At 58.4% G+C, this 21,776-nt stretch carries 21 protein-coding genes and 1 riboswitch; of the genes, 13 read left to right on the top strand and 8 right to left on the bottom strand.

Going from position 1 to position 21,776, the window contains the following annotated elements:
* The first annotated feature begins 183 nt into the window (after positions 1-183).
* From HJW02_RS02320 to HJW02_RS02305, 4 genes are all read left to right on the top strand, one after another.
* On the top strand, positions 184-1,278 hold the full coding sequence (locus HJW02_RS02320; protein WP_102722062.1) for a DNA adenine methylase: 1,095 nt from the start codon (positions 184-186) through the stop codon (positions 1,276-1,278).
* A 20-nt stretch (positions 1,279-1,298) separates the two neighbouring features.
* Entirely contained in the window at positions 1,299-2,186 is an 888-nt protein-coding gene (locus HJW02_RS02315) for a tyrosine recombinase (RefSeq protein WP_102722063.1), read from the top strand.
* An 838-nt stretch (positions 2,187-3,024) separates the two neighbouring features.
* Positions 3,025-4,320 (top strand): hypothetical protein, encoded by a 1,296-nt coding sequence (locus HJW02_RS02310; RefSeq protein ID WP_102722065.1) that lies wholly within the window; start codon positions 3,025-3,027, stop codon positions 4,318-4,320.
* 101 nt (positions 4,321-4,421) lie between these two features.
* The gene (locus tag HJW02_RS02305; protein WP_102722066.1) at positions 4,422-5,582 is read left to right on the top strand and encodes an iron-containing alcohol dehydrogenase; all 1,161 of its coding nucleotides are present in this window, start codon (positions 4,422-4,424) and stop codon (positions 5,580-5,582) included.
* Here HJW02_RS02305 and HJW02_RS02300 read toward each other — a convergent pair.
* The gene (locus HJW02_RS02300; RefSeq protein WP_022398291.1) at positions 5,579-5,929 is read right to left on the bottom strand and encodes a DUF190 domain-containing protein; all 351 of its coding nucleotides are present in this window, start codon (positions 5,927-5,929) and stop codon (positions 5,579-5,581) included. The genes HJW02_RS02305 and HJW02_RS02300 overlap by 4 nt on opposite strands.
* Positions 5,930-5,938: 9 nt before the next feature.
* Entirely contained in the window at positions 5,939-6,307 is a 369-nt protein-coding gene (gene crcB / locus HJW02_RS02295; protein WP_102722093.1) for a fluoride efflux transporter CrcB, read from the bottom strand.
* A 168-nt stretch (positions 6,308-6,475) separates the two neighbouring features.
* Positions 6,476-6,555: riboswitch (Fluoride riboswitch) on the bottom strand.
* 84 nt (positions 6,556-6,639) lie between these two features.
* Here crcB and HJW02_RS02290 point away from each other — a divergent pair.
* Entirely contained in the window at positions 6,640-7,584 is a 945-nt protein-coding gene (locus tag HJW02_RS02290) for a PfkB family carbohydrate kinase (RefSeq protein ID WP_022398289.1), read from the top strand.
* A 289-nt stretch (positions 7,585-7,873) separates the two neighbouring features.
* Here HJW02_RS02290 and HJW02_RS02285 read toward each other — a convergent pair whose 3' ends face one another.
* Positions 7,874-9,190 carry a bifunctional UDP-3-O-[3-hydroxymyristoyl] N-acetylglucosamine deacetylase/3-hydroxyacyl-ACP dehydratase gene (locus HJW02_RS02285; protein ID WP_022398288.1) on the bottom strand — a complete coding sequence of 439 codons (1,317 nt, stop codon included), beginning with the start codon at positions 9,188-9,190 and terminating at the stop codon, positions 7,874-7,876.
* Between the two features lie 156 nt (positions 9,191-9,346).
* Here HJW02_RS02285 and HJW02_RS02280 point away from each other — a divergent pair, with 156 nt between their 5' ends.
* The gene (locus HJW02_RS02280) at positions 9,347-10,249 is read left to right on the top strand and encodes a nucleotidyltransferase family protein (protein ID WP_102722067.1); all 903 of its coding nucleotides are present in this window, start codon (positions 9,347-9,349) and stop codon (positions 10,247-10,249) included.
* 10 nt (positions 10,250-10,259) lie between these two features.
* Positions 10,260-11,003 carry a phosphodiester glycosidase family protein gene (locus tag HJW02_RS02275; RefSeq protein WP_102722068.1) on the top strand — a complete coding sequence of 248 codons (744 nt, stop codon included), beginning with the start codon at positions 10,260-10,262 and terminating at the stop codon, positions 11,001-11,003.
* On the opposite strand, the gene lnt is transcribed toward HJW02_RS02275, so the two are convergent.
* Positions 10,976-12,919 carry an apolipoprotein N-acyltransferase gene (gene lnt / locus HJW02_RS02270; protein ID WP_102722069.1) on the bottom strand — a complete coding sequence of 648 codons (1,944 nt, stop codon included), beginning with the start codon at positions 12,917-12,919 and terminating at the stop codon, positions 10,976-10,978. The two genes, HJW02_RS02275 and lnt, sit on opposite strands and share 28 nt — an antisense overlap.
* 76 nt (positions 12,920-12,995) lie before the next feature.
* On the opposite strand from lnt, the gene HJW02_RS02265 reads away from it, so the two are divergent.
* From HJW02_RS02265 to HJW02_RS02240, 6 genes are all read left to right on the top strand, one after another.
* Positions 12,996-13,229, top strand: a complete 234-nt coding sequence (locus HJW02_RS02265; protein WP_022398284.1) for a ferredoxin — start codon at positions 12,996-12,998, stop codon at positions 13,227-13,229.
* A gap of 73 nt (positions 13,230-13,302) precedes the next feature.
* Entirely contained in the window at positions 13,303-13,746 is a 444-nt protein-coding gene (locus HJW02_RS02260) for a DciA family protein (RefSeq protein WP_102722070.1), read from the top strand.
* 124 nt (positions 13,747-13,870) lie between these two features.
* Positions 13,871-14,176 (top strand): hypothetical protein, encoded by a 306-nt coding sequence (locus tag HJW02_RS02255; protein ID WP_208050594.1) that lies wholly within the window; start codon positions 13,871-13,873, stop codon positions 14,174-14,176.
* Positions 14,177-14,198: 22 nt separating this feature from the next.
* Entirely contained in the window at positions 14,199-14,849 is a 651-nt protein-coding gene (locus tag HJW02_RS02250; RefSeq protein WP_102722071.1) for a PEP-CTERM sorting domain-containing protein, read from the top strand.
* 91 nt (positions 14,850-14,940) lie between these two features.
* The gene (locus HJW02_RS02245) at positions 14,941-16,911 is read left to right on the top strand and encodes a family 20 glycosylhydrolase (RefSeq protein WP_208050593.1); all 1,971 of its coding nucleotides are present in this window, start codon (positions 14,941-14,943) and stop codon (positions 16,909-16,911) included.
* 10 nt (positions 16,912-16,921) lie between these two features.
* Positions 16,922-18,970, top strand: a complete 2,049-nt coding sequence (locus HJW02_RS02240) for a sulfatase-like hydrolase/transferase (RefSeq protein WP_022398279.1) — start codon at positions 16,922-16,924, stop codon at positions 18,968-18,970.
* 35 nt (positions 18,971-19,005) lie between these two features.
* On the opposite strand, the gene HJW02_RS02235 is transcribed toward HJW02_RS02240, so the two are convergent.
* The 4 genes from HJW02_RS02235 to HJW02_RS02220 all read right to left on the bottom strand — a co-directional run bounded on the left by HJW02_RS02235 (position 19,006) and on the right by HJW02_RS02220 (position 21,739).
* Entirely contained in the window at positions 19,006-19,962 is a 957-nt protein-coding gene (locus HJW02_RS02235; protein WP_180971025.1) for an acyltransferase family protein, read from the bottom strand.
* Between the two features lie 165 nt (positions 19,963-20,127).
* The gene (locus HJW02_RS02230; protein ID WP_022398277.1) at positions 20,128-20,571 is read right to left on the bottom strand and encodes a GNAT family N-acetyltransferase; all 444 of its coding nucleotides are present in this window, start codon (positions 20,569-20,571) and stop codon (positions 20,128-20,130) included.
* 83 nt (positions 20,572-20,654) lie between these two features.
* Positions 20,655-21,254 carry a GNAT family N-acetyltransferase gene (locus HJW02_RS02225; RefSeq protein WP_022398276.1) on the bottom strand — a complete coding sequence of 200 codons (600 nt, stop codon included), beginning with the start codon at positions 21,252-21,254 and terminating at the stop codon, positions 20,655-20,657.
* A 164-nt stretch (positions 21,255-21,418) separates the two neighbouring features.
* Positions 21,419-21,739, bottom strand: coding sequence for a hypothetical protein (locus HJW02_RS02220; protein ID WP_022398275.1), 321 nt, complete (start codon positions 21,737-21,739; stop codon positions 21,419-21,421).
* Positions 21,740-21,776 lie beyond the last annotated feature (37 nt).

The raw sequence follows: 21,776 nt of genomic DNA, 5'->3' as shown, positions 1-21,776 counted from the left end.
GTATTTCCCCTTCCATATATTTCCCTCCCGTCTCTTTCAGCAGGCACGGGTTTCTTCCTTATTCCAAGAGCATATCTTCCATTTCCGTATCCGGCACAACTTGACGGAAAGGCCGGAGTGCCGTATGCTGGTTGAGACCTGTATATGACCCGGAACGAGCCATCATCCCTCCCAGCGCCGCAGATGGAGGAAGATCCCAGATACCTGACGGAACAGATTGTGACGTATCTGGGCAACAAGCGTTCCCTGCTGCACTTCCTGGGGATGGGGCTGGAACAGGTGAAAAGCCGCCTGGGGAAGGACAGGCTGAAGGCCGGGGACCTGTTTTCCGGCAGCGGCATTGTAGCCCGTTTCCTGAAAAAGCATTCGGAAGAGTTGATTGTCAATGATCTGGAAGAGTATAGCCGCATCGTCAACACCTGCTACCTGAGCAATCCGGAGGAAGTGGAGAATCTGGAGCTGGAGAGGCATTACCGGCGTCTGCTACGGTATATGGAGACGCATGAGTCCCCGGGGTTCATCACGGAGTTGTACGCGCCCAAAAATCCGGACAGCATCACGCCGGATGACCGCGTTTTCTATACGCGCCGCAATGCCGTGTACCTGGATACGGCCCGGCAGACCATCGATTTGCTTCCGGAAGAGGTAAGGCCCTATTTCATCGCCCCCCTTCTGGCGGAGGCTTCCGTGCATACGAACACATCCGGCGTGTTCAAGGGATTTTACAAGGACAGGCACGGCGTCGGCAAGTTCGGCGGAACGGCCGGCAACGCTCTTTCCCGCATCCTGGGGGATATTTCTCTGCCGTTTCCCGTGTTTTCCAGATTTGGATGCCAATACTCCATCCACTGCCGTGACGCCAATGAACTGGCCGCAGAATTGCCGGAGATGGATGTGGTGTACCTGGACCCTCCCTACAATCAGCATCCGTACGGTTCCAACTATTTCATGCTGAACCTGCTGTCCTCCTATGAGAAGCCGGCGGAAACCAGCCGTGTTTCCGGCATTCCCGCGGATTGGAAACGCTCCACGTACAACAGCCGCCAGCATGCCCCGGCGGCCCTGTTCCGGCTGCTGGAGGACTGCCCGGCCAAGTTCATTCTCCTTTCATACAGTTCGGAGGGCTTCATCAGTTATGAGGAGATGACGAATTTCCTTGGCCGTCTGGGACATATCGTCACGCTGGAAACGCCATACGCCACATTCCGCGGCAGCCGGAATTTGAGGAACCGTCCGCAGAACGTGACGGAGTTCCTGTTCCTGGTGGAACGGTTTTAACGGGCAGGGGAGGTAACACCATGAAAACCCATCTGGAACGCTTCATCCGTTTTCTGGCCGCAGAGAAAGGCTTGAGCGCCGCCTACCAGCTTTCCGTGAGGCAGACGCTGGAGGAATTCGCCCGGTTTCTGGGTACGGAAGACGCTGATCTTTCCCGTGTGGACATCGGCACGCTTACGGAGTTCCTCCGGCATTTGCAGGCCCGCGGCATGGCCCGCAGCTCCATGCGGGTGGAAATGGTGCATTTGCGCATCTTTTTCCGCTGGCTGGCCGGGATGGGGATGCTGGAAAAAGACCCCTCCGCCTTTCTGGAAATGCCCCGGCAGGGGCTGTCGCTCCCCCATGTGCTGGATCAGCAAACCGTTTCAACACTGCTTGAAAGTGTTGACGTTCAGGATATTCCTCTCGGCTGTAGAGACAGGGCCCTGCTGGAGATGATTTACGCTTGCGGCATGCGCGTAAGTGAGGTAATCAGTTGCAAATTAGAGAGTTTGGATATGAATGATGCCTTTGTCCGCGTGCTGGGGAAGGGAGAGAAAACGCGGCTGGTGCCTGTGGGTAGGTCCGCCTTGGAGGCGTTGAGGACGTATCTGGAGAAAGGGAGGCCCAGACTGGTCAAGCCGGGGACGAAAAGCCATATTTTCCTGACGGTGCGCGGACGGCCGCTGACCAGGGAACGGGTACGCCAGATTCTCCGGGAACGCGCCAGGGCCGCGGGAATAGAACAGCATGTCTTCCCGCATATCCTCCGGCATTCCTTCGCCACGCATCTGCTGGAGAACGGCGCCGACCTCCGCATCATTCAGGAAATGCTGGGGCATGCCGATATTTCCACCACCCAGATTTATACGCATCTGGAACAGCAGCGGCTGAATGCCATTCATCACCGCTTCCATCCCAGGGGATAAAGCTATTCTCATCCATGTGCCTTCTGCGGGCATATATCTTTTAAAGTCAAAGTCCAGTGCGTTTATTTCACTAGTTCCATATTTTGCATTACATATATTATGCGAAGTATTAAATCAGGGTGAATCTCCGCCCGTTTTTCCTTCTTCTTCGAGTTTTTACACTCCCCCGTCAGCCAGAAGGGGTTTGCGGCAACTGGACAAATATTGGACTGAGCGTTTGCGAAGAGTTATAGAATGAATAGAGAGTACGGCTTTTAGCCGAGTATTGATTCAGAAGCCTGCAACGCTCCAGATTGCTTTTTCACTTTCCTCCCCATTTCCCGATAGCTGCTCTCTTCCGGCAATAAGAGCATTGCTGGGATTTTCATACGTCGCTTCCTGCTGTCCGTCCACGCGGCTGTACGAAGGACGGGAAACCGCTTTGCAGTTGGACGGAAAGCGGAAGGCTTGAAGCCTGAAGTCTGAAAGAGGCACGAATCAAACCTCCGTTCCCCAGGGGGACTGTTTCCTGTCAAAAACATGGGAACATTCCCTGCACCCTGTATTTTCCAGTGGGCTTCACTTCTGGGAACCAGAGCCTCCCGTCCTGATTAAATATTCTCCATTCAAAGGGGTTTTCAGTATTGCCAACCTTTCTTCCATCCCCATCCGTCGCTGAAAACCCCCATTAGCCTGCCTCTCCATTCCCATAAAAATAAAAAGTCTTTCACTGACTAACCTATTATAACGCGGCAGAAACGGGAAAATTCCTTTTCCCTCCTTAAAAGTTCATCCGGATACCCCTTCCCCTCGCTTCTCTCTTGCCAGACCGTCATTCATCCGTCATAATGAAAAAAGCATGAATACTTTCGTCTCTCTTTGCGTGATCGGAGGCCTCAGCCTGGGCTCCCTCTGTTATGCGCAGCACATGGATAACGATGCCAAGAAGAAGGTGATCAAGGATTTGGATAACCTGCTCGCCCTGAACAGGTCTGCGGAAACCAAGGTGATCAATGCCGCCATCAGCAAGCTGAATTCCGCCGGCAGGGATCCCAGCGCCGCGTACGACCTGCTGATCCAGTCCAAAAAGTTCCTGATGGAAGCGGAAAAGGAGAAGGACAAGAGCCAGGGCAAGAGCGCCAAGATTGCCTCCAATTCCCTGAAGGACTGGATGGACCGCGAGGCCAAGAAATACCAGGACAAGAATGCCCGTAAGGGATTGATGCTTCAATACCAGTGGGGCGTGCTCGTCCTCAAGGCCCGCCTCAAGGAAAACCTGATGAACGCCACGTCAAGCTCCACCGGCGGAACGGAGGAGGAGACTCTGGACGTTACGGAGTTCCAGAAGCCGGCCATGGATTTGCTGAACGCCTACCTGGCCGCCTGCTCCGACCCTGATTTTGTCGATCCCTCTTCCACTTCTTCCAAAAATAACAATGGAGGGGGAGCCGGGAAAGCCGGAGCCCGCATTGCGGAACAATCCGTTTTGAATACGGAGGTCGGGGAGGCCCTGGGCATCGGCAGCATGTCTTCCAAGGCCTTTCCGGATTCCATGAAAAACCGGGACGAGATTTTCGACAAGCTTTTCTTCACGGGATACCGGAAGACGCGCAATCTTCCCGCCCTCCGGCAGGCATGGGGCAAGAGAATTTCCATGGAAGTGGCTCTCGGCAAGGTAAGCCATGCCATTTCCACCGGCAAGAAGTCCGGCATGCAGGGACGCATTGCCAATGCGTCCGAAGACGAGTTTGATGAACAGGATTCCTCCGTCCTGGACCGCCTGCGCTGGCGCTGCGAACTGGATTGCTTTGACCTGGGCGACCAGGCGAACGCCACGCGGAACATGATGACGCTGATCCGGACGACGGTGGATCCCGTGCGCCGGGAACAGGGAATCCGGACGCTCCGGGACAAGCTGGTCCAGAGCATGAAGAGCATGATCGCTTCCTCGGAAGATGAAACCATGGCGGACGGTTCTTCCTCCTCCTCTTCAGCCTCCCCTCGTCCCACGGTGCGGCCTCCCAGAAGGAAGACGCCGCCCACCACGATCACGACCAGCCGTGAAATGGACGATCCCGGAGCCATCGGCACGGACGTGCCGAAGCCGCCCAAGCCGGACCCCACCCGGAGCGACGATTTTTTTGAAGACGCATAACGCTTTTCAGTAAAGGCTGTTGCCTGCACGGCGGCTCCGGAGTTGATGGAATGCACAGAGCATCCTTGACGTCCGGAGCCGCTGTTTTATACAGTAGGGCCATGTATCAGCCATTTCAATTTTTCATGCCCGCGCAAATTTTCTTTGGCGCGGGTTCTTTGGACAATCTTGGTTCCGCTCCCCTGCCCGGCGCCAAGGCCCTGATTGTCATCGGCGGCACGTCCGTCAGGCGGCTCGGGTATCTGGACCGGGTGCAGGCTTTGTTGAAGAACCAGGGAGTGGAGAGCGTCGTTTTCGACAAGGTGCAGCCCAACCCCGTGGTGGAGCACGTGATGGAGGCCGCCGCGCTTGCCAGGGAGACAGGTTGTGATTTCGTCGTCGGCCTGGGCGGAGGCAGCAGCATGGATTCCGCCAAGAGCATCGCCGTGATGGCTGCCAATCCGGGAACCTACTGGGATTACATCCAGGGCGGTTCCGGCAAGGGCCTTCCCATTCCCAACAAGCCCCTTCCCATCGTTTGCATCACCACCACGGCAGGGACTGGAACGGAAGCGGATCCGTGGACCGTCATCACGAAGGAGGATACGCAGGAGAAGATCGGCTTCGGCTTCAAGGGCACCTTCCCCACCATGTCCATCGTGGATCCGGAGCTGATGCTTTCCGTACCGCCCAAATTGACGGCCTACCAGGGCTTTGACGCCCTGTTCCACGCCGTGGAGGGGTACATGGCCACGATTGCCTCTCCCATGGGGGACATGTTCGCGCTACAGGCCATTGAATACATCGCCAAATACCTTCCCCGCGCCGTGAGCAACGGGGACGATCTGGAAGCGCGCGCCTACGTCGCCCTGGCCAATACCTATTCCGGCTTTGTGGAGACCATTTCCTGCTGTACGTCGGAACACTCCATTGAACACGCCCTCAGCGCGTTCCATCCCGCTCTCCCGCACGGCGCGGGCCTGATCATGATTTCCTGGGCCTATCATGAAGCCTATGCCCCCGCCTGCCCGGAACGTTACGCCAGGGTAGCCGCCGCCATGGGGCAGGAAGCTTCCGTGGACGGCTTCCTGAACGGCCTGAACAAGCTGAAGGAGGCCTGCGGCGTGGACAAGCTGAAGATGTCCGAGTTCGGCATTACCCCGGATTTGTTTGACGAATACGCCAGAACGGCCTTTTCCACCATGGGCAACCTGTTTGAGCTGGACCGCTGCAAGTTCACTCCGGCGGACGTCGTCAGCATCCTGGAAAAGTCCTATTCCTAGGAGCGGGTACCGCCGACAGGATAAACGCGGACAGGCTGCGTGCACACCAGGCAGCCGTGCGGCAGCCTGTCCAGCCAGCAGGAGATTTTGCCCAGGAACGTTTCAATGCGTTCTGAGGTGTCTACGATTTCAATGATGACGGGCACCTTCTCGACAATTTCCCAGAATGTGGGGCTCATCAGGCGCGTATGCCGCCCGGCCCCCATTAGTCCCTTGTACACGGTGCAGCCCGCCATGCCGTAGCGGCGGGTAGCGTAGGCTACGGCCTCGTGGACGGGTACGTGTCTGACGGCGTCGGTGCTGCTGACGTAGATGCGCAGCATGAGGTTTTCTTCCGGAGTGTTCATGATTGTCTCTTATCTGGCGGCCAGGTATCCCAGGCCAATGGCAATGAGCCCTCCGGCAAAGCTGAGGAGGGTGTAAAGAAAGAAGGCGGGAAAGTTCCCCTCCTTCAACAGGAGGAAGGATTCATTCATCAGCGTGGAAAAGGTGGTGAAGCCGCCGCACAGGCCTACGGTAAGAAAAAGCCGCGTTTCCGTATGCAGCAGCAGACCCCGGCTGAACAGCCCGTAGAGAACGCCAAGGACCAGGCATCCCAGCAGGTTGACCGCCGTCGTTCCCCATGGAAAGGAACTCATGGAGTTGATTTGGACAAAACGGGTCAGCAGGAAGCGCAGCACGCCGCCCGCAAAGCTTCCCAGCCCGACCATCAGCAGCATTTTCATCATAGCGGCTTTTCTCCGGTTGAACGGGAATAAGACTCCGGGCGAGATTCCAGGGATGCCGTTGCCGGATGCTGCCGGGAAAGGCGGCAGAAGGCGGAGGAAATTGGTGTAAAGGCGTTCATGTTCGTATGGGGTGTCCTTCACCGAATACAAAGCTTCTGCATCCGGTGTGATACAGAAGCCATCAGCCTGCCGTGCAGGCGGTTTAGGGTGCGTTCCCAGGGAAGAGCCTCATTTCCTTTAAGCGCGTACAGGTAAAATAACCCGTTTTTTCCCTATCTCCAGCCTTTTATTCTTGATCCCGGCGTTTGAATACGTATTTCCTTTTTTCCATGTCCCAGCCCCTCCTTGTCACCGGAACCATTGGAATAGACACCATCCTCACTCCCCGCAACCGGGCGGAGGGAGTTCTGGGCGGCTCGGTGTCCTTTGCGGCGGTGGCCGCCCTGCTTTTTGCGGACCGGGTGGACGCCGTCAGCATCATCGGAGAGGATTTCCCCTCCCATTATGAAGAAGCCCTTGCGGCCAAGGGGCTGTGCATGGACGGCGTGGAACGCAAGAAGGGTCCTTCCTTTTCCTGGACCGGGGAATATTTTGACAACATGAACAAGCGCAGGACCGTCTGCGCCAATGATGCCGTGATGCTGGAATGGAACGTGCACGTTCCGGAGTCCTTGCGTAACCATCCCGTCCTGGTGTGCTGCTGCATGGTTCCGGCCCAGCAGCTCAAGTGCATGGAACAGTGCCCGGACGCGGCACTGGTGCTTTCCGATTCCATGGACAAGTGGCTGCGCCGCCAGCCGGAATTGCTGGACGCCGTGATCAGCCGTTCCCATATCACCATGATGAACGAGGACGAGGCGAAGGAGTACGCCCAGGCGTCCACCGTGCTGGAAGCCGGGGAATTCCTGCTTTCCAAGGGCGCAGCATATGCCGTGGTGAAACAGGGGGAATACGGCGCCACGCTTCTGGGGCGGGATTCCGCAGGCAATCTGCAAATTTTCCGCTGTCCCGCCTATCCCCTGAAAACATTGGTGGACCCCACCGGGGCGGGAGATACGTTCCTGGGGGCGCTGGCCGGCTACCTGGCCACCCTGCCCCCCGGCCTTCCATCCTTTGAGGAAGTGAAGAGGGGGATTGTGTACGGCACGGTGGCGGCCTCCTTCACCTGCGAGTCCTTTTCCGCGGACGCCCTCCTTTCCATGACGGAGGAAACCTTCCGCCGGCGCCTTGAAGAGTATGCGGAGATGTGCCGTCTGCCCGGCGTGTCTTGCTGATGCGGCAGATAGAGGTGCCTCCACCGCCCCTGGGAATGAGGAACTCCTTCCCCTCATGATTCGTCAAATTGCCGGGGTTTGGTTCCGGTCTCCGTAGTGAAGCCAGTTCTGGCTTTTCTGCTTTCCCTGTTGCACGCGCGTAGCAGCCTTTTTCATAAGGGCCGGGAGGCCCTTATTTCCAAGAGAGACCAGGAGAAAAGCGGCCAAGCGGGATGCAGGACATGGAAAACCCCGGCGTGAGGAGCACGGGCCGGGGGTTCCATAAAGACAGGGGCCGGTATCAGCCGGTTCAGATGTCCTGGAGGCCGAATTTGAGTTCGGCTTCCGATACCACCTGGCCGTTCACCAGGCAGCGGCCGAGGGCCTGGCCGATGTTGCCGCGCATCTTGGTCAGCTCCGCCTCAATGATGAGCGTATCGCCGGGGACTACGGGACGGCGGAATTTGATCTTGTCCGCGCTCATGAAGTAGCCGAGCTTGGTGGCGTTGCCGGGCTGGCGCAGCATGACGATGGAGGCGACCTGGGCCATGGCTTCCAGCTGCAGGACGCCCGGCATGACCGGATGGCCCGGGAAGTGGCCCTGGAAGAAGAGTTCGTTCATCGTCAGGTTCTTCAGGCCGCGGCACTTGGTTTCCCCTTCAAAGCCGATGATGCGGTCCACCATCAGGAAGGGATAGCGGTGCGGCAGGAGGCTCATCACTTCATTGATGTCCAGTACGGCGTCTCCGTACGGCACGTTGACGGGATTGGGCGCCATCTGCTGGTTGCGGCGGTGTTCCTTCTTCAGCTTGGCGGTCAGCTCGGTGTTCGGGCCGTGGCCCGGCTTGATGGCGATCACGTGGCCCAGGATGGGCTTGCCGCACAGGGAGAGGTCTCCGATGAGGTCCATGGCCTTGTGGCGGGCGAATTCATTGATGAAGCGCATGGGCTCCTTGCTCATGAGCTCCTCCCCGCGGATGACCACGGCGTTTTCCAGGCTGCCGCCCTTGATGAGCCCCTTTTCCAGCAGGGGCTTGATATCCTCGTAGAACGTGAAGGTGCGGGCCGGGGCCAGTTCCTTTTCATACGTTTCCGGCGTGATGACCGCGTCAAAGTACTGGGTGATGCGGTTTTCCGGTCCCACGCAGGTGACGGAGACGCGGAATTGCTTGGAGGGAAGAATGGTCAGGATGGAACCGCCCTTGGTTTCAATGGTGACGGCCTCGCGCACTTCCAGATAGCGCCGCGGCACTTCCTGCTCCACAATGCCGGCGCTCTTGATCAATTCCACGTAGGGAGCGGAGGAACCGTCCCCGATGGGCGGTTCGTTGGCGTCCATTTCAATCACGGCGTTGTCAATGCCCATGCCCGTGAGGGCGGAAAGAATGTGTTCCACGGTGTGTACCTTGACGGAGCCTTCCGCCAGGCTGGTGGCGCGCTCCACGGTCTGCACCTTCTCCACGTCCGCGTTGATGAAGGGCTGGTCCGGAATATCCACCCGGCGGAATTTAATGCCGAAGTCGGCGGGGGCCGGCTTCAGGGTCAGGGTAACGGGCTGTCCCGTATGCAAAGAGGTACCGGCCAGAGAGGCCGGAGAGCCGACAGTTCTTTGGTTTCCACATGCCATGCGGGGAATGCTAGTGAATGAGCTCCCGTTTGGAAAGCACGAAATCACGGATTTTCCTGTAAATTCAGGGAAGAGACGGCATTCCGGCGTGTCATCCGGAGAGGGAGCGGAGAAAGGGCGCTTGAAAAAACGCCTTTCTCCCGTTAGTCATGTTGCATGCACATCACAGCAGGTCCCGGCATTTCCCGCGCATTCATCCTCGGCGCCGGGCTGGGAACCCGCCTGCGTCCCCTTACCCACGTGCTGCCCAAGCCGCTGATTCCCTTTTTCCATGAGCCTCTCGTGCTGCATTCCATGCGCCGCTGCTACGACTGCGGCATCCGGGAGTTCATCATCAATACCCACCATCTGGCGGAAGCCTGGGACCAGGCGTTCCCGGAACGCTCCTGGAACGGCTGCCCCGTCCATTTCAGCCATGAACCCGTGCTGCTGGATTCCGGAGGCGGGGTGAAGAAGATCGAGCCCCTGGCCTCCGCGGAAGAACCCCTGCTGGTGATCAACGGGGACATGGCAGCCACCTTCGACCTGCGCCGGGTGATGGAGGACCATGTCAGGCACCGCCCCTCCGTGACGCTGGCCCTGCGGACTGCCGGAGACAAGAGGAATGTGGGCTTTGACCCTTCCTCCGGACTGGTGACGGACATGCGGCACGCCCTGGGGCGCGACCCCGGCTCCTGCCAGTTTACCGGGGCGTACTGCATGGAGCCGGAAGTTTTCAGCCGCATTCCTCCCCGGGAGGCCGTTTCCATCATTCCCGTTTTTCTGGACTACATCCGCCGGGGCCGTCTGCGCGGCATGCTGGCGGACGACGGCCTGTGGATGGACATGGGCACTCCGGAATCCTACATCCAGGCCCATCTGGACTTTCCCTCCCCTGCTCCGCGCATCCATCCGGACGCGGAAGTGTCTCCCGGGGCCTCCGTGGACGCTGCCAGCGTGATCGGCCCCCGCGCCGTCGTGGAGGAAGGCTGCCGTCTGCGGGAGTGCATCGTATGGCCCGGCGTCCGCGTTCCCGCCGGCACCCGTGCGGAACGGCGTATTTTTCATCTCTCTCTTTGACAGCCCACCCATGTCTTTCCTGCGTTTTCTCCTTCTCCTTTCATTCTTCTGCGGCACTGTTCAGGCGGAACACCGCGTGTTCACCAGAAAAGACGGCTTCCTGTCCATGCGGGACAAGCTGAACGTCTATTTTTTCCAGTCCGGCACGCACCGTCTTCTGGTTCGGGATGAAGGGAGCGTCAGGGTTCCCCGGTACGGCTCCCTGGACAAGGCCATGCGGAAGAGCCCCTGCGTGGCCGGAGTCAACGGCGGATTCTTCGGCGCGGACGCGGAGGGAACCCCGCTGGGCCTCGTCGTCCAGGACGGCAAGCGCCTTTCTCCGCTGGCCACGGGCTCCTTCGCCGTTTCCGGTGTCGTTTATGAGGACGGTAAAAGCGGTCTGGCCCTTGTCCGCAGTTCCGCGCTGAAACGCATGAAAAAACTGCCCGCCATGCAGGCGGCCATCCAGGGCGGCCCCTTTCTGGTGGAGAACGGTTCAGCCGTCAAGGGACTTAATGCGCAGAAGTCCACCTACCGCACCTTCATCGCCACGGACGGCGGCAAGCGGTGGTGCATTGGCGTTTCCTCCTCACTGACGCTGAAGGAACTGGCCAACTGGCTGGCTACCCCCGGAGCGCTGGGGGATTTCCGGGTGAAAACGGCGCTGAATCTGGACGGAGGCTCTTCCTCCGCCTTCTGGTGCCATGAGTCCGGCATTTCCTACCCCGCGTTCAAGCAGGTCAGGAATTACCTGGGCGTAGCGCCGCGCCGGTAAACGCCGTCCTTCACGGGTCCGGCGTTTCTCTTTCCCTCATTCATCCTGCGCAGGAGAAGAGCCGCAAACAGCAGGAAACAGGCCAGGATGGCCCAGTCCCCGAACAGGGCGTACAGGGTCATTTCCGTACAGCCCACGGGCAGCGTGGCGTTCATTACCCCCCTGGTGAACGGGGAACCGGAGGAATCCCTCAAATCCGCGATAACCGCGCCGTTGGGAGCCAGCGCCACGCTGACGCCGGTGTTGGCGGCCCGGACCATGGAACGGCGCAGCTCAATGCACCGGAATGCCGCGTTGCGCCAATGCTGTTCATTGGCGCAGGAGCGGTTGAACCACCCGTCATTGGTGACGTTCACCATCAACTGGGGTTCCTGCCGCACGAAGCGGCGCACCCAGCTTCCCACTACGTCCTCAAAGCAAACCAGCGGAATGACTCCTACCGTGGCGGAGCTCCCCGGGCGCATGGGCACGGGCACGGGGCTGGAGGAGGCTCCCGGCGTGTAGTTCATCCCCATTGCCGTTCCGGCGGAGGCTTCAAAGGCCTTTTCCAGGAACGGGAAGGTTTCCCGCATGGGGATGTATTCGCCGAAGGGGACCAGCATGGCCTTGGCGTGCGGCCTGGCCGTGGAGTAGTCCCCTTCAAAGACGGTGAGGCAGTTGTAGGCCCGCGCCACGCGGCCTTCATCGGACAGGTAAATGTCATCCGTGCCCGTCAGCAGGATGAAATTGCATATCCCGTTCCGGAGGGCCTGGACGTAGTCCTCCTCCACGCTCAGGAAGTTGACGTTGTCCTGGTTCGGAAAGCGTTCCCCCGTGGAATCGCGGTAAAACGTGGAAATGGGGAAGGAACTCTCCGGCCAGATTACCCAGGCCGGCATGTCCAGGGAGGCTTCCGTCCCGTTTTTGGCGGCCTGTTCCAGGACGCTGTTCTGGAGGTCCAGCATCCCCTGCTCCGTCGTGTCCAGCAGAGCCCGGTAAATGGCGCCCCGGTTGGCCGCGTCCCATTTCTCCTTCTGGCTCAGGTTAAGCTGCACGGTCATGACGGGAACGGTGAATTTGCCATTCCCCGTGGCTGCGGCGGATTGCGGGGAGTAGCGCGCCGTCCAGAGCACGCCGGTGACGAACATGATTAAGAGAACCGCCACCAGCGTGAAAAAGTCCCAGGGCACGGTGCGCCTGCCTTCATGGACCACCATGGTTCCGGCCCGGCGGCAGACGCGCCAGAGCCAGACGGAAAAGACGGCAGGGAGGAAGGCCAGGGCCGTTACCCCCGCATATTCCGCCCACTGGGCCAGCGGATTTCCGTAAAGGGCCACGCCCAGGTTGTTCCAGCCGAAGCCCGGTATGAGCCAGCCCCTCACCCATTCCAGGCACACCCACAGGGCCGCCCCCCCCAGCGCGGCGGAGGCGCTGGGCAGCATGTCCCCCACCGCCCAGGATTTCCACGCCGCCCTGCGTTCCTTCACCGTCTGCCGCGCCCCGGGCAGCGGCTGGGCGTCCGGACGGAAAAACACGCCCATGACCAGCGCCCAGATGCCGGGAAACAGGCCGCCGTAAAATATCATCAGGGGAATATAGCCCAGCGTGCTGACTTCATTGACCCACCAGAAGGAGATGCCGTAAAACACCACGCCGAACATCCAGCCGTACAGGGCATACGCCAGGATTCCCTTTTTCCCCTCCCGGCGGCGGCCGTACCACAGCGCCGTCAGCAACGGCAGAAAACCTATCCAGACACAGCCTCCCCAGTCCACGGGAATGAAGGCGCAGGCCATCAGAACGCCGGAAAACGCAGCCAGCAGCAGGCCCGCCCAGACGGGCAGGAGACGGGGAGTGGGAGGGGAAACGGGATTCATCGTAAAAAGCCTTTTATTCCAGGAACGGGAATGGCGGCATTGTTCCTCATGCTGACTCATTCCTGCAACAAAAAAGATTGCAAAATTTGCTCAAATGCGGAAATAGTGGGCGCAGTTCATACAACCCATATACATAATGGCAGACATCGACGAAAAAACACCTCTAAACGTCCCCGGCAAGTTTTACGTGGACAGCTCCTGCATTGATTGCGACCTTTGCCGCGAAACGGCTCCGGAAAACTTTGGACGGGATGACGACGAAGGCGTCTCCTACGTCAAGAAGCAGCCGGACAACGAAACCGAACAGGAAGCCTGCGTGGAAGCCATGGAAGGCTGCCCCGTGGAAGCTATCGGCGACGACGGCGAATAATATATTCTCCATATTATTTTTTAACCGCCCGGGGCTGTTGACATCCAACACTCCGGGCTTTTATTTTCCACTCATGGCTTCTCCCTGGTCTCCCTACATGCCGGACAGGGACCGTCCGGACCCCAACGCCTCCCCGCCCCGGTATGAATACCTTTCCCGTGACGAACAGGAGGTGAGGCAGGCGCTGGCGGACTGGTTCCAGGTACCTCCCTCCACCAGTGAAACACGGAATCTCCATACGGCGGAGTCCCTGCTGGGAGACATCCTGTCCAAGCTCCCCCTGGATGGAGAAGGCATGGACCCCGAGCTGCTCCGGGAAGGCTGGCTGAAAGCCGCGGGGCCATTCCTGGGCCAGCAATCCAACCTGCTTTCCATCGTCAAGGGAGTTGCCACCATCCAGGTGCTTCAGCCGGCCATGCGCTACCACCTCCAGCAGTGGCAGGGCGCCCTGCTGGGAAAATTGAAGGACCAGTTCGGCAAGGATGCCGTTCATTCCATCCGCATCCGGATAGGGTAATTCCGCGTGAAGCAAGGCTTTCTCTTGCTGCCAATCACCTGATTTTCATCGCACTAACAGGTATTGGAATACGTTTCAGGGATTTGCAATCCGCTGTCAACCGGTTTTTTCCCTCGCTTGATTCATGGTCAGGACCTTCCCGGGCACCGCCTCTTGTTTTTCCAGCGGGGAAATAGCGGGAAATAAAATGTTAGATATATTTATCATTCATTTATTGTCAGAATATTGTCTGTTTTTTACTTTTGCTGTTTCTTTAGCGGATTGCAAATTCTGTAGTTTCATGGCGAATAAAGCGGAATTCGCGCCAGTGCGGAGCGGCCTTTCCGCTTTCCAACAGAAATTACATACAAATGAAAACGTCCTTTTTCCTGGCATTACCCGCAGCGGCAGTTCTATCGGCACACGGAGCGGAGGCGTGGAGTTCCCTTGACGGAATTATTCCGGAGCTGAAGATGGGGAAAACCTCCATCACCCGCATCGATTATTCCTCCGGAGGCGCCCTGATCACGAACGGAGGGCCTTCCGCAAGCGCCGTTCAATCCGTCCTTGGCTCTCTGGATGCGGGATGGTATTCCGGCAATAAGAATAGAGATACCGGTACGCTTGCCTCCGTGACGGCGGATGGCGCTACCAATCTGATTTCCGCCAACGGCGCAGGAGGCGGATTTACGGCCGTCAAATTTCATGAATTGTCCTCCAACGCCATATCCGGATATGAAGCGCTGAGGATTTCCTTTGATACAGGCGGCCTTTTCGAAACCAACAGGACGGGCCAGCCTCAAAATTTCAGCCTGTGGTACAGTCTGGGAGGAGAGGGAGATTCTCTTCTCCAGGTTGGGTCTACGATTTCCGGTTCGGCGGGAGACGTCAGCAACAAATCCTATAGCTGGACAATTTCCAAAGACGATTACAGCAATTTGTTTGACCAGGGAGCCACTTTTTATCTGGTGATGAATACCGACGTTCTCGACAACAGCTACGCTTACAACGAGCTTGCCGTAAAAAATTTCCGCATGGAGGGCCTCACGGTTCCGGAGCCTTCCTCGGCTGCTGCCGCATTGCTCGGGCTGGGAAGCCTGTGCCTGAGGAGAAAGAGGAGATAATGCGGCAGAAACCGGAACATCCCCAAGTCCGGAATTTTGCTTCATTTTAAGTTTGATGAAAGACAGTTCCTCGTTTAAGTGTAGTAATATTATGCGATTATCCCCTTCCCTCCTTTTGCTGGTATCAGGCTTAATGCTCTGTTCCCCCTCTTCCTATGGAGACTGGACTTCCCCGCATCCACTCCAGCAGGAAGAAGCCGCTCCGGCAGCCCTCATTCCCTTCCCGGCCCATGTTGACTGGAAGACGGGGACATGCCCCAAAAAGGCTCCTGTTTCCGTGAAAAAGAACGCGGCTCTGGCCAAGACGCTGGGCAAGGAAGGCTACGAGCTCCAGGTCCGCCCCGGCGGCATCCTGATCAGGGCCGCCACGGACGCAGGCGTTTTTTATGCCCGCAGGACGCTGGACCAGCTGGGAGCCGGGGGGGATTATCCATGCTGCGACATCAAGGACAGCCCGGCGTTCGCCATCCGCTGCTTCATGCATGACGTAGGCCGCAATTTCCGGTCCATTGAGACGCTCAAGGCGGACATTGATGAAATGGCCCGGCTGAAGCTGAATGCCTTCCACTGGCACCTGACGGATTACCCCGCATGGCGCATCCAGTGCAGGAAGTACCCTGTGCTGAATGACCCTTCCAAGAGGATCAAGGGCCGGGACGTCAACGACACCTACACTTACGACCAGATCAGGGACCTGTTCCGCTACGCCAGGAAGCGCCACATCCAGATCATCCCGGAAATCGACATGCCGGGGCACAGCACCTATTTCAAGAACTGCTTCGGCTTCCCGATGCACGATCCCAGGGGCATCAAGATTCTGGAGGAACTGCTGGAAGAGTTCTGCCGGGAAATTCCGGTGGAGATGTCCCCCTACCTGCACATCGGCGCGGATGAAATCCGCATCCCCAACGGGAAGCAGTTTGCGGACCGGATGGCGGCCAAGGTCAAATCTCTGGGCCGCCAGCCCATCCAGTGGGCGGGCAACAATGACCTGCCCGTTTCCGGAGACAGCTACGCCCAGTTGTGGAATGACGAGAATTCCGTAGGACTGCCGGACCCCGCCAAGCAGAAGAATCCCTATTTTGATTCCACGGCAGGCTACATCAATTCCTTTGACCCCGGCATTCTGGTGCGCAGGAATTTCTTCCGCCAGCCCTGTGGAACGGCAAAGAGCGACGACCACTCCCTGGGCGTCATCCAGTGCCTGTGGCCGGATACCCGGGTGGAGGACAAGAAGAACATCCCCATCCAGAGCCCCCAGTGGCCCGCCATGTTCGCCATGGCTGAACGCAGCTGGAAGGGCCTTCCGGAGGATGGCTCCCGCTTTGCCGGCAAACTGCCGGAGAAGGATACGGAAGCCTACCAGGCTTTCTCCCTGTTTGAGAAACGCATGGAAGCCCTGGCCGGAAACAAGCCCTTCCCCTACTGGCGTGATTCCTTTGTGGAATGGACCGTGTTCGGCCCCGTTCAGAAGGACAGGCAGGAGGAAGTGAGGAACGGCCTGCTGGCGGGGAAATCCCCTGCGGGGCTGGAGCCGGTCCAGGCGCGCGGCGGCAATCTGTACTTCCGCTCCCGTGCGGGAGCGGAAGGCCTGTTCTCCAAAGCAAAGCCCGGTAACACCGCCTGGGCGGAGACGACTTTTTACGCGCCCAAGGCCGGCACCATGTACGCCATGGTGGGGTTCGACGCTCCGGCCCGCTCCACGCGGCGTTGCTCCGGGGTTCCGGCTGCCGGTGAATGGTCCCAGTGCGGTACCAGGATATGGGTGAACGGCAAGGAAGTGAAAAACCCCCAGACTTACAAGCTGGCAGGCCAGCGGCGTTATGAAAAGCACACCTGGCATTCTCCCGCCAATGAAATATCCTTTGACAATGAGGAATTCTGGTGGGCGCGGCCTCCGGTTCCCTTCCAGGTCAAGGCCGGGGAAAACAAAATCCTGATTGAACAGCCGTACACGGGGGACTTCCAATCCTGGGGCGTCAGCTTCATTCCGGTGAAAAAATCCGGAGACCGCTGGATTGCGGACTCAAGCTATTATGCCAAGGGCAGGGAAGAAAAATAAAATTCCAGCAATGAGAGGCAAACATTTATTTCCCCTGCTCTCCCTCCTGCTGGCGGTTCCTTTCGCCATGGCCGCCCAGCGTCCCAACGTCATCCTCATCCTGATGGATGACATGGGCTGGGGGGACCTGCCCTCCTACCAGGACCAGCGCATGAAAGAGGGGCTTCCCGCCATGGACAACCCGGGCCTCCGGACGCTGGCCCGGGAAGGAATGACGCTGACGCGCCACTACTCCTCCGCCCCGCTCTGCGCCCCGGCCCGCGCCTCCCTGTTCACGGGCGTGCACCAGGGCCATGCCAAGGTGATCCGGGACAGGTCCTTTGACCTTCCCATTGAACATGCCCCCACCCTCGGCACCGTCATGCAGTCCGCCGGGTACAGGACGGCCCTCATCGGCAAATGGGGGATAGGCGGAGGAACGGAACACGCGGGTACCCCGCAGGAATCCACGTCCTACCCCACCAGGCGCGGTTTTGACTACTACTTCGGCTACCTGGACCACGTCAGCGGCCACCACCATTATCCCAAGGAAGACCCCAATCCCATTTCCCCCACCAAGAGAAGCGGCATCTGGGACGGGGACAAGTGCGTCACGGCGGATTGCGACAAGGCGTACTCCGTGGACCTGCTGACGGCCCGCGCCAAAAAATGGATTATAGATACGCACCGCCAGAATCCCCGCCAGCCCTTTTTCCTGGCGCTGACCCACATAGCCCCCCACTCCCAGCTCCAGATCCCCACCGGCCCCTATCCGGAAGGCCGCGGCGTAAAGGGCGGCGTGCAATGGATCGGGAAGCCCCACAAGCTGGTGAATACCGCGGAGGGCAAGATCAACTCCTACATCTATCCGCGGTATGCGGACAAGAAATGGCCCATGGCGCAGAAGAAGTACGCCACCATGATCGCGCGGCTGAGCGATTCCTTTGAAGACCTCATCCAGACTCTCAAGGACCTGAACATTGACAGGAACACCGTCATCATCATGACGTCGGACAACGGCCCGCATGACGAAGGCGGCCAGAATCCGCAGTTCTTCCGCAATTACGGACCTTTTGACGGCATCAAGCAGGACGCATGGGAAGGCGGCTTCCGCGTGCCGACCATCGTCCGCTGGCCCGGCCGTGTTCCGGCCGGTTCCGTCAGCGACCATCCATCCCAGTTCCACGACTGGATGGCGACGCTGGCCGCCATCGGCGGCGTCAGGGCTCCCTTCCGGAGTGACGGCGTTTCCCTGCTCCCCACCCTGCTGAACGACGGAACCCAGCCGGACAGCTGTCTGTACATGGAATACAGCGCCAAGATGTCCCGGAACAAGACGACGACGCCCGGCTACCAGGATTTTCTCCCGTCCAGGAGGAACGCCGTCCGGGGCGACCAGCAGATGGTCTACCTCGGCAAATACAAGGGGGTGCGTACCAACATCCAGTCCCATGCGGATCCGTTTGAAATTTACGATACCGCGAAGGACCCGGCGGAACGCCATGACCTAAAGGACACGCCGGAAGGGAAAAAGATGCAGCCCATCATGCACGACAAGGTGCTGAGAATGAGGCGCGTTTACGATTATACCCACCCGGTGCGCGGCACCTTTGCCCAGCGGCCCTATGATGCAGAACCTGTTCCGGCCCTCCGGAAAGAGGAAATGCCCGGCACCCTGGTTCCCCTGACGGCGCAGTCCTCCCAGGGCGTCCGCCGGAAGGACGGCAGCATGAAAAGAGAGCTCTATCTGAACGTTCCGGAAACCGGGAAATACGTCTTCTTCATGAAAACCCCGGCGAAAAAGGGAGCTAAAGCGTTCGTCAGGCTGCACGACGCGCATCTGCTGGATGCGGAATACGGCTACAAGCCCGGCGCGGAGGTATCCTCCTCCATGGGGGAAGGAACGACGGAAGGAGATGCAGGAAAAACTGGGCTGAAGCCCATCCCGCTGGAAAAGGGCTGGCATCCCCTGTTGGTTGAAACGGAAGGCTTCCCCGGGCTTCCCGACCTTTTCTGGCAGAGGGAAGGCGGCAGGAAAGAGGCCATTCCGGTCCAGGCCTTCCGCACGGCGGCTCCCTGAACGGATGGGGCGAAACGTCCGCGCCGCCCCTGAGGTCATTTTCCCCCGGTCATCAGGACGAGGGCGCGCGGGAAATACCGTTTGAGGAACAGGTAAACGCCCCGCGCCAGCATGTACACGACAGGCACCAGGCACCACCAGACCCAGGGTGCCCACGGGGACGGGAAGCACGTTTCCACCCCTGTCAGGGCAATCAGCACGAAGATGTGGGAACAATACACGAAAAAGCTGCCGGACGACCACCGCGCCAGCCGTTCCGACAGTGCGGGGCTGACGGCCCTGGCCACTATTCCGAAGCTCAGGAAGGCCAGAACAATCAGTCCGGAAAAAGCGACGTCCGGAACCAGGAAGGTATCCGCACAGCTTGCCCAGACAAGGGCCGCAGAGGCCAGAATAATGGATGAGTGCACGGCCAGGGGCATCTTCCCCCAGCGGTCCAGGCAACCCGGTGCGGAAGACGCCAGCATGATGCCGAGCACGAAGTCCCCGAACATATAGGGACTGGGCCACGCCAGGGTGTCATCCCACCGGTGCAGGAACAGGCAGAACAGGCCGAGCGCGTAAAGCGCGGGACGCCAGCGGTGCAGCAGGAACGCCGCCAGGGTAAAAATCATCAGGTCCCGCAGGAACCACATCGGGGTCAGCAGGGGACACGTTCCCGCCCCGAACACGGAAGCCAGCGAACCAGGGGAAAGGGACATGCCCGCTACCAGCCAGTAGGCCGCGCACCAGAAGAGGTACGGCCACAGCAGGGACAGCAGGCGGCCTCCCGTCCATTTTCCGGCCCCGCTCCCCTCCAGGCGGGAGGCGGAAAAATATCCCGCCAGCAGGAAAAACGTCGCCAGCGCCGGACCGATCAGCCATTCGTTGGGAAGAAAGGGGCCGGAAGGCACATGCTGCATGACGACGACCAGCGTTGCCAGCAGCCGCGCAGTCTCCACCCAGGGCAAACGGGGGCGAACTGCTGTGCCGGATAAGGGGGAGATGGTCATGACGGGGCCCATTCTGGATGATCGCTCTGAAAAAGCACTATTTTTATTATGTAAATAACCGGCCTGTCGTTCGCAAGGCGGCAAAATGCTTTCACAACAGGCACGCATGAAACAGGCGTTTTCCCATACCTGCTTTCTTATGCCGAAGGGGAAGCTGGCGGCGTGTCAATTCAATCTCATGTACAAGAGCGGGTAAGGGTTTCCCTGCTCGTCATGGGCCGTTCTTTTATGGACTTGAAAGCCCATGTATTCATAAAAACCTCTGGCGAGCGGATTTTGCTCGTTCACGGCCAATTCATTGATGGAATAAGCTTCGATTCCATATTCCACCAACTTCTTACCGAGGCCTTTCCCCCGTTCTTCGCTTGCAATGAACAGCATTTCAAGTTTCTGGCCGCCAATCCCCATCAGGCCGACAGGAAATTCGTTTTCGTTCTCCGCAACGATCAGATGAGGTATCTCTCTTAATGCTTGCGGAATGTATTCCTTAATATTTTCTATTTCGCTGTCCGGCAAAAACAGGTGCGTCTCCCTGACAGATTTTTCCCACAGTTCCATGAGCTGCCGTATCAGCAACGGAGTTTTTTCCTGGATTTCAATGATTCTCATATTCCACTAAAAGCTTTCTTCATTAATACCGGCCATACCTTGGCGTGCTTGCGCATTGGCAGCACTCCTACCTGACCGGACCTTTACAAAATCCCGTACTGCTCCGCAACCAGGCCCCTTATTTCATCAAAGGTTTTCACTGCGGGAGGATTGTCCGGGTGGTTTCCCAGATGTTTTTCCATCCACACCATATGGTACCAGCGGCCGAACTTGTACCCGCACTGATGAAACTTTCCTGCGAATTGATATCCCAAACGTTCGTGGAACTGCACGCTGTCCCGCCCAAGCCAGGGGTCTTCCGCCTCCGGACAGGCAATGCAGGCGTTTAGATTCAGGATATTCTGCAAGGAAAGAATCTTTTCCAGCGCTGCGTACAATTCCCGCCCTATGCCCATTTTTTTCCGGTCTTCCCGGACGTAAACCGTCGTTTCCACGGCCCAGCGGTACGCGGCACGGTTCTTGAAAACGCCGGCATAGGCATAACCGGCAATTTCCCCTTCCCTTTCGCAAATCAGGAAGGGGTATTTTTCCAGCACATGGCCAATTCTTTCCTCAAATTCCTGTACCTCCGGTACTTCATATTCAAACGTGACGGCTGTTTTTTCCACATACGGAGCATAAATTTCAAGCAGCTTTGCCGCGTCCCGCCTTGTCGCAATCCTGATGGTATGATGATTTTTCATCCCGCTCCCCGTCTTTTCCGATTGATCTCCCTGGGCCCAATGCCGCCATTCTAATTATTTCACAGGCAACTGTCAATGTTGGCGCCTCCGGCAGGGAAAACACGGCCCGGCGACAAGAAAGCCGGATAATGTGCCTCGCCAGCTTCCAGCCGCCGGTTCTTCCGTTATTCCTTCCTTTTAACGGCAAAAAAGAGGTCCATGGAAGGATGGCTGCGAATACTTTTTTCCGTATGGAGTTCGTACTCCATGTTCAGGGTCCCGTATGGGCTCTGCGGGAGCCATTTTTGGTAAAAGTACCTTTTGGCGGCCCCAATGGCCGCGCCCCATAAAAATCCCAGCCGGGGCCTGACCGTCATTCCGGCATATTCCCCGGGGGGAAGAAACGCCTGCTCCAGCCCGTCTTTTTCAAGTGCGCCGCCCACAAATAGTTCAAAGGAACCATTCCGGCCATCATAGTTTCTGGACAGAACAAAGAAGGGAAGCACGCTTCCCCGCGGCACGGAAGCCAGGGAATGATAAGCC

This window comes from Akkermansia sp. GGCC_0220, assembly GCF_017566105.1.
Taxonomy (GTDB): domain Bacteria; phylum Verrucomicrobiota; class Verrucomicrobiia; order Verrucomicrobiales; family Akkermansiaceae; genus Akkermansia; species Akkermansia massiliensis.
The sequence above is the reverse complement of the archived record's forward strand: the minus strand, read 5'-3'. Positions and strand labels throughout refer to the sequence as shown.

Bases quoted from the DNA above. Each gene is read 5' to 3' on its own strand.
- HJW02_RS02320 (WP_102722062.1), top strand. From the start codon at position 184: ATGGAGGAAGATCCCAGATACCTGACGGAACAGATTGTGACGTATCTG.
- HJW02_RS02315 (WP_102722063.1), top strand. From the start codon at position 1,299: ATGAAAACCCATCTGGAACGCTTCATCCGTTTTCTGGCCGCAGAGAAA.
- HJW02_RS02310 (WP_102722065.1), top strand. From the start codon at position 3,025: ATGAATACTTTCGTCTCTCTTTGCGTGATCGGAGGCCTCAGCCTGGGC.
- HJW02_RS02305 (WP_102722066.1), top strand. From the start codon at position 4,422: ATGTATCAGCCATTTCAATTTTTCATGCCCGCGCAAATTTTCTTTGGC.
- HJW02_RS02300 (WP_022398291.1), bottom strand. From the start codon at position 5,929: ATGAACACTCCGGAAGAAAACCTCATGCTGCGCATCTACGTCAGCAGC.
- crcB (WP_102722093.1), bottom strand. From the start codon at position 6,307: ATGAAAATGCTGCTGATGGTCGGGCTGGGAAGCTTTGCGGGCGGCGTG.
- HJW02_RS02290 (WP_022398289.1), top strand. From the start codon at position 6,640: ATGTCCCAGCCCCTCCTTGTCACCGGAACCATTGGAATAGACACCATC.
- HJW02_RS02285 (WP_022398288.1), bottom strand. From the start codon at position 9,190: ATGGCATGTGGAAACCAAAGAACTGTCGGCTCTCCGGCCTCTCTGGCC.
- HJW02_RS02280 (WP_102722067.1), top strand. From the start codon at position 9,347: ATGCACATCACAGCAGGTCCCGGCATTTCCCGCGCATTCATCCTCGGC.
- HJW02_RS02275 (WP_102722068.1), top strand. From the start codon at position 10,260: ATGTCTTTCCTGCGTTTTCTCCTTCTCCTTTCATTCTTCTGCGGCACT.
- lnt (WP_102722069.1), bottom strand. From the start codon at position 12,919: ATGAGTCAGCATGAGGAACAATGCCGCCATTCCCGTTCCTGGAATAAA.
- HJW02_RS02265 (WP_022398284.1), top strand. From the start codon at position 12,996: ATGGCAGACATCGACGAAAAAACACCTCTAAACGTCCCCGGCAAGTTT.
- HJW02_RS02260 (WP_102722070.1), top strand. From the start codon at position 13,303: ATGGCTTCTCCCTGGTCTCCCTACATGCCGGACAGGGACCGTCCGGAC.
- HJW02_RS02255 (WP_208050594.1), top strand. From the start codon at position 13,871: ATGGTCAGGACCTTCCCGGGCACCGCCTCTTGTTTTTCCAGCGGGGAA.
- HJW02_RS02250 (WP_102722071.1), top strand. From the start codon at position 14,199: ATGGGGAAAACCTCCATCACCCGCATCGATTATTCCTCCGGAGGCGCC.
- HJW02_RS02245 (WP_208050593.1), top strand. From the start codon at position 14,941: ATGCGATTATCCCCTTCCCTCCTTTTGCTGGTATCAGGCTTAATGCTC.
- HJW02_RS02240 (WP_022398279.1), top strand. From the start codon at position 16,922: ATGAGAGGCAAACATTTATTTCCCCTGCTCTCCCTCCTGCTGGCGGTT.
- HJW02_RS02235 (WP_180971025.1), bottom strand. From the start codon at position 19,962: ATGACCATCTCCCCCTTATCCGGCACAGCAGTTCGCCCCCGTTTGCCC.
- HJW02_RS02230 (WP_022398277.1), bottom strand. From the start codon at position 20,571: ATGAGAATCATTGAAATCCAGGAAAAAACTCCGTTGCTGATACGGCAG.
- HJW02_RS02225 (WP_022398276.1), bottom strand. From the start codon at position 21,254: ATGAAAAATCATCATACCATCAGGATTGCGACAAGGCGGGACGCGGCA.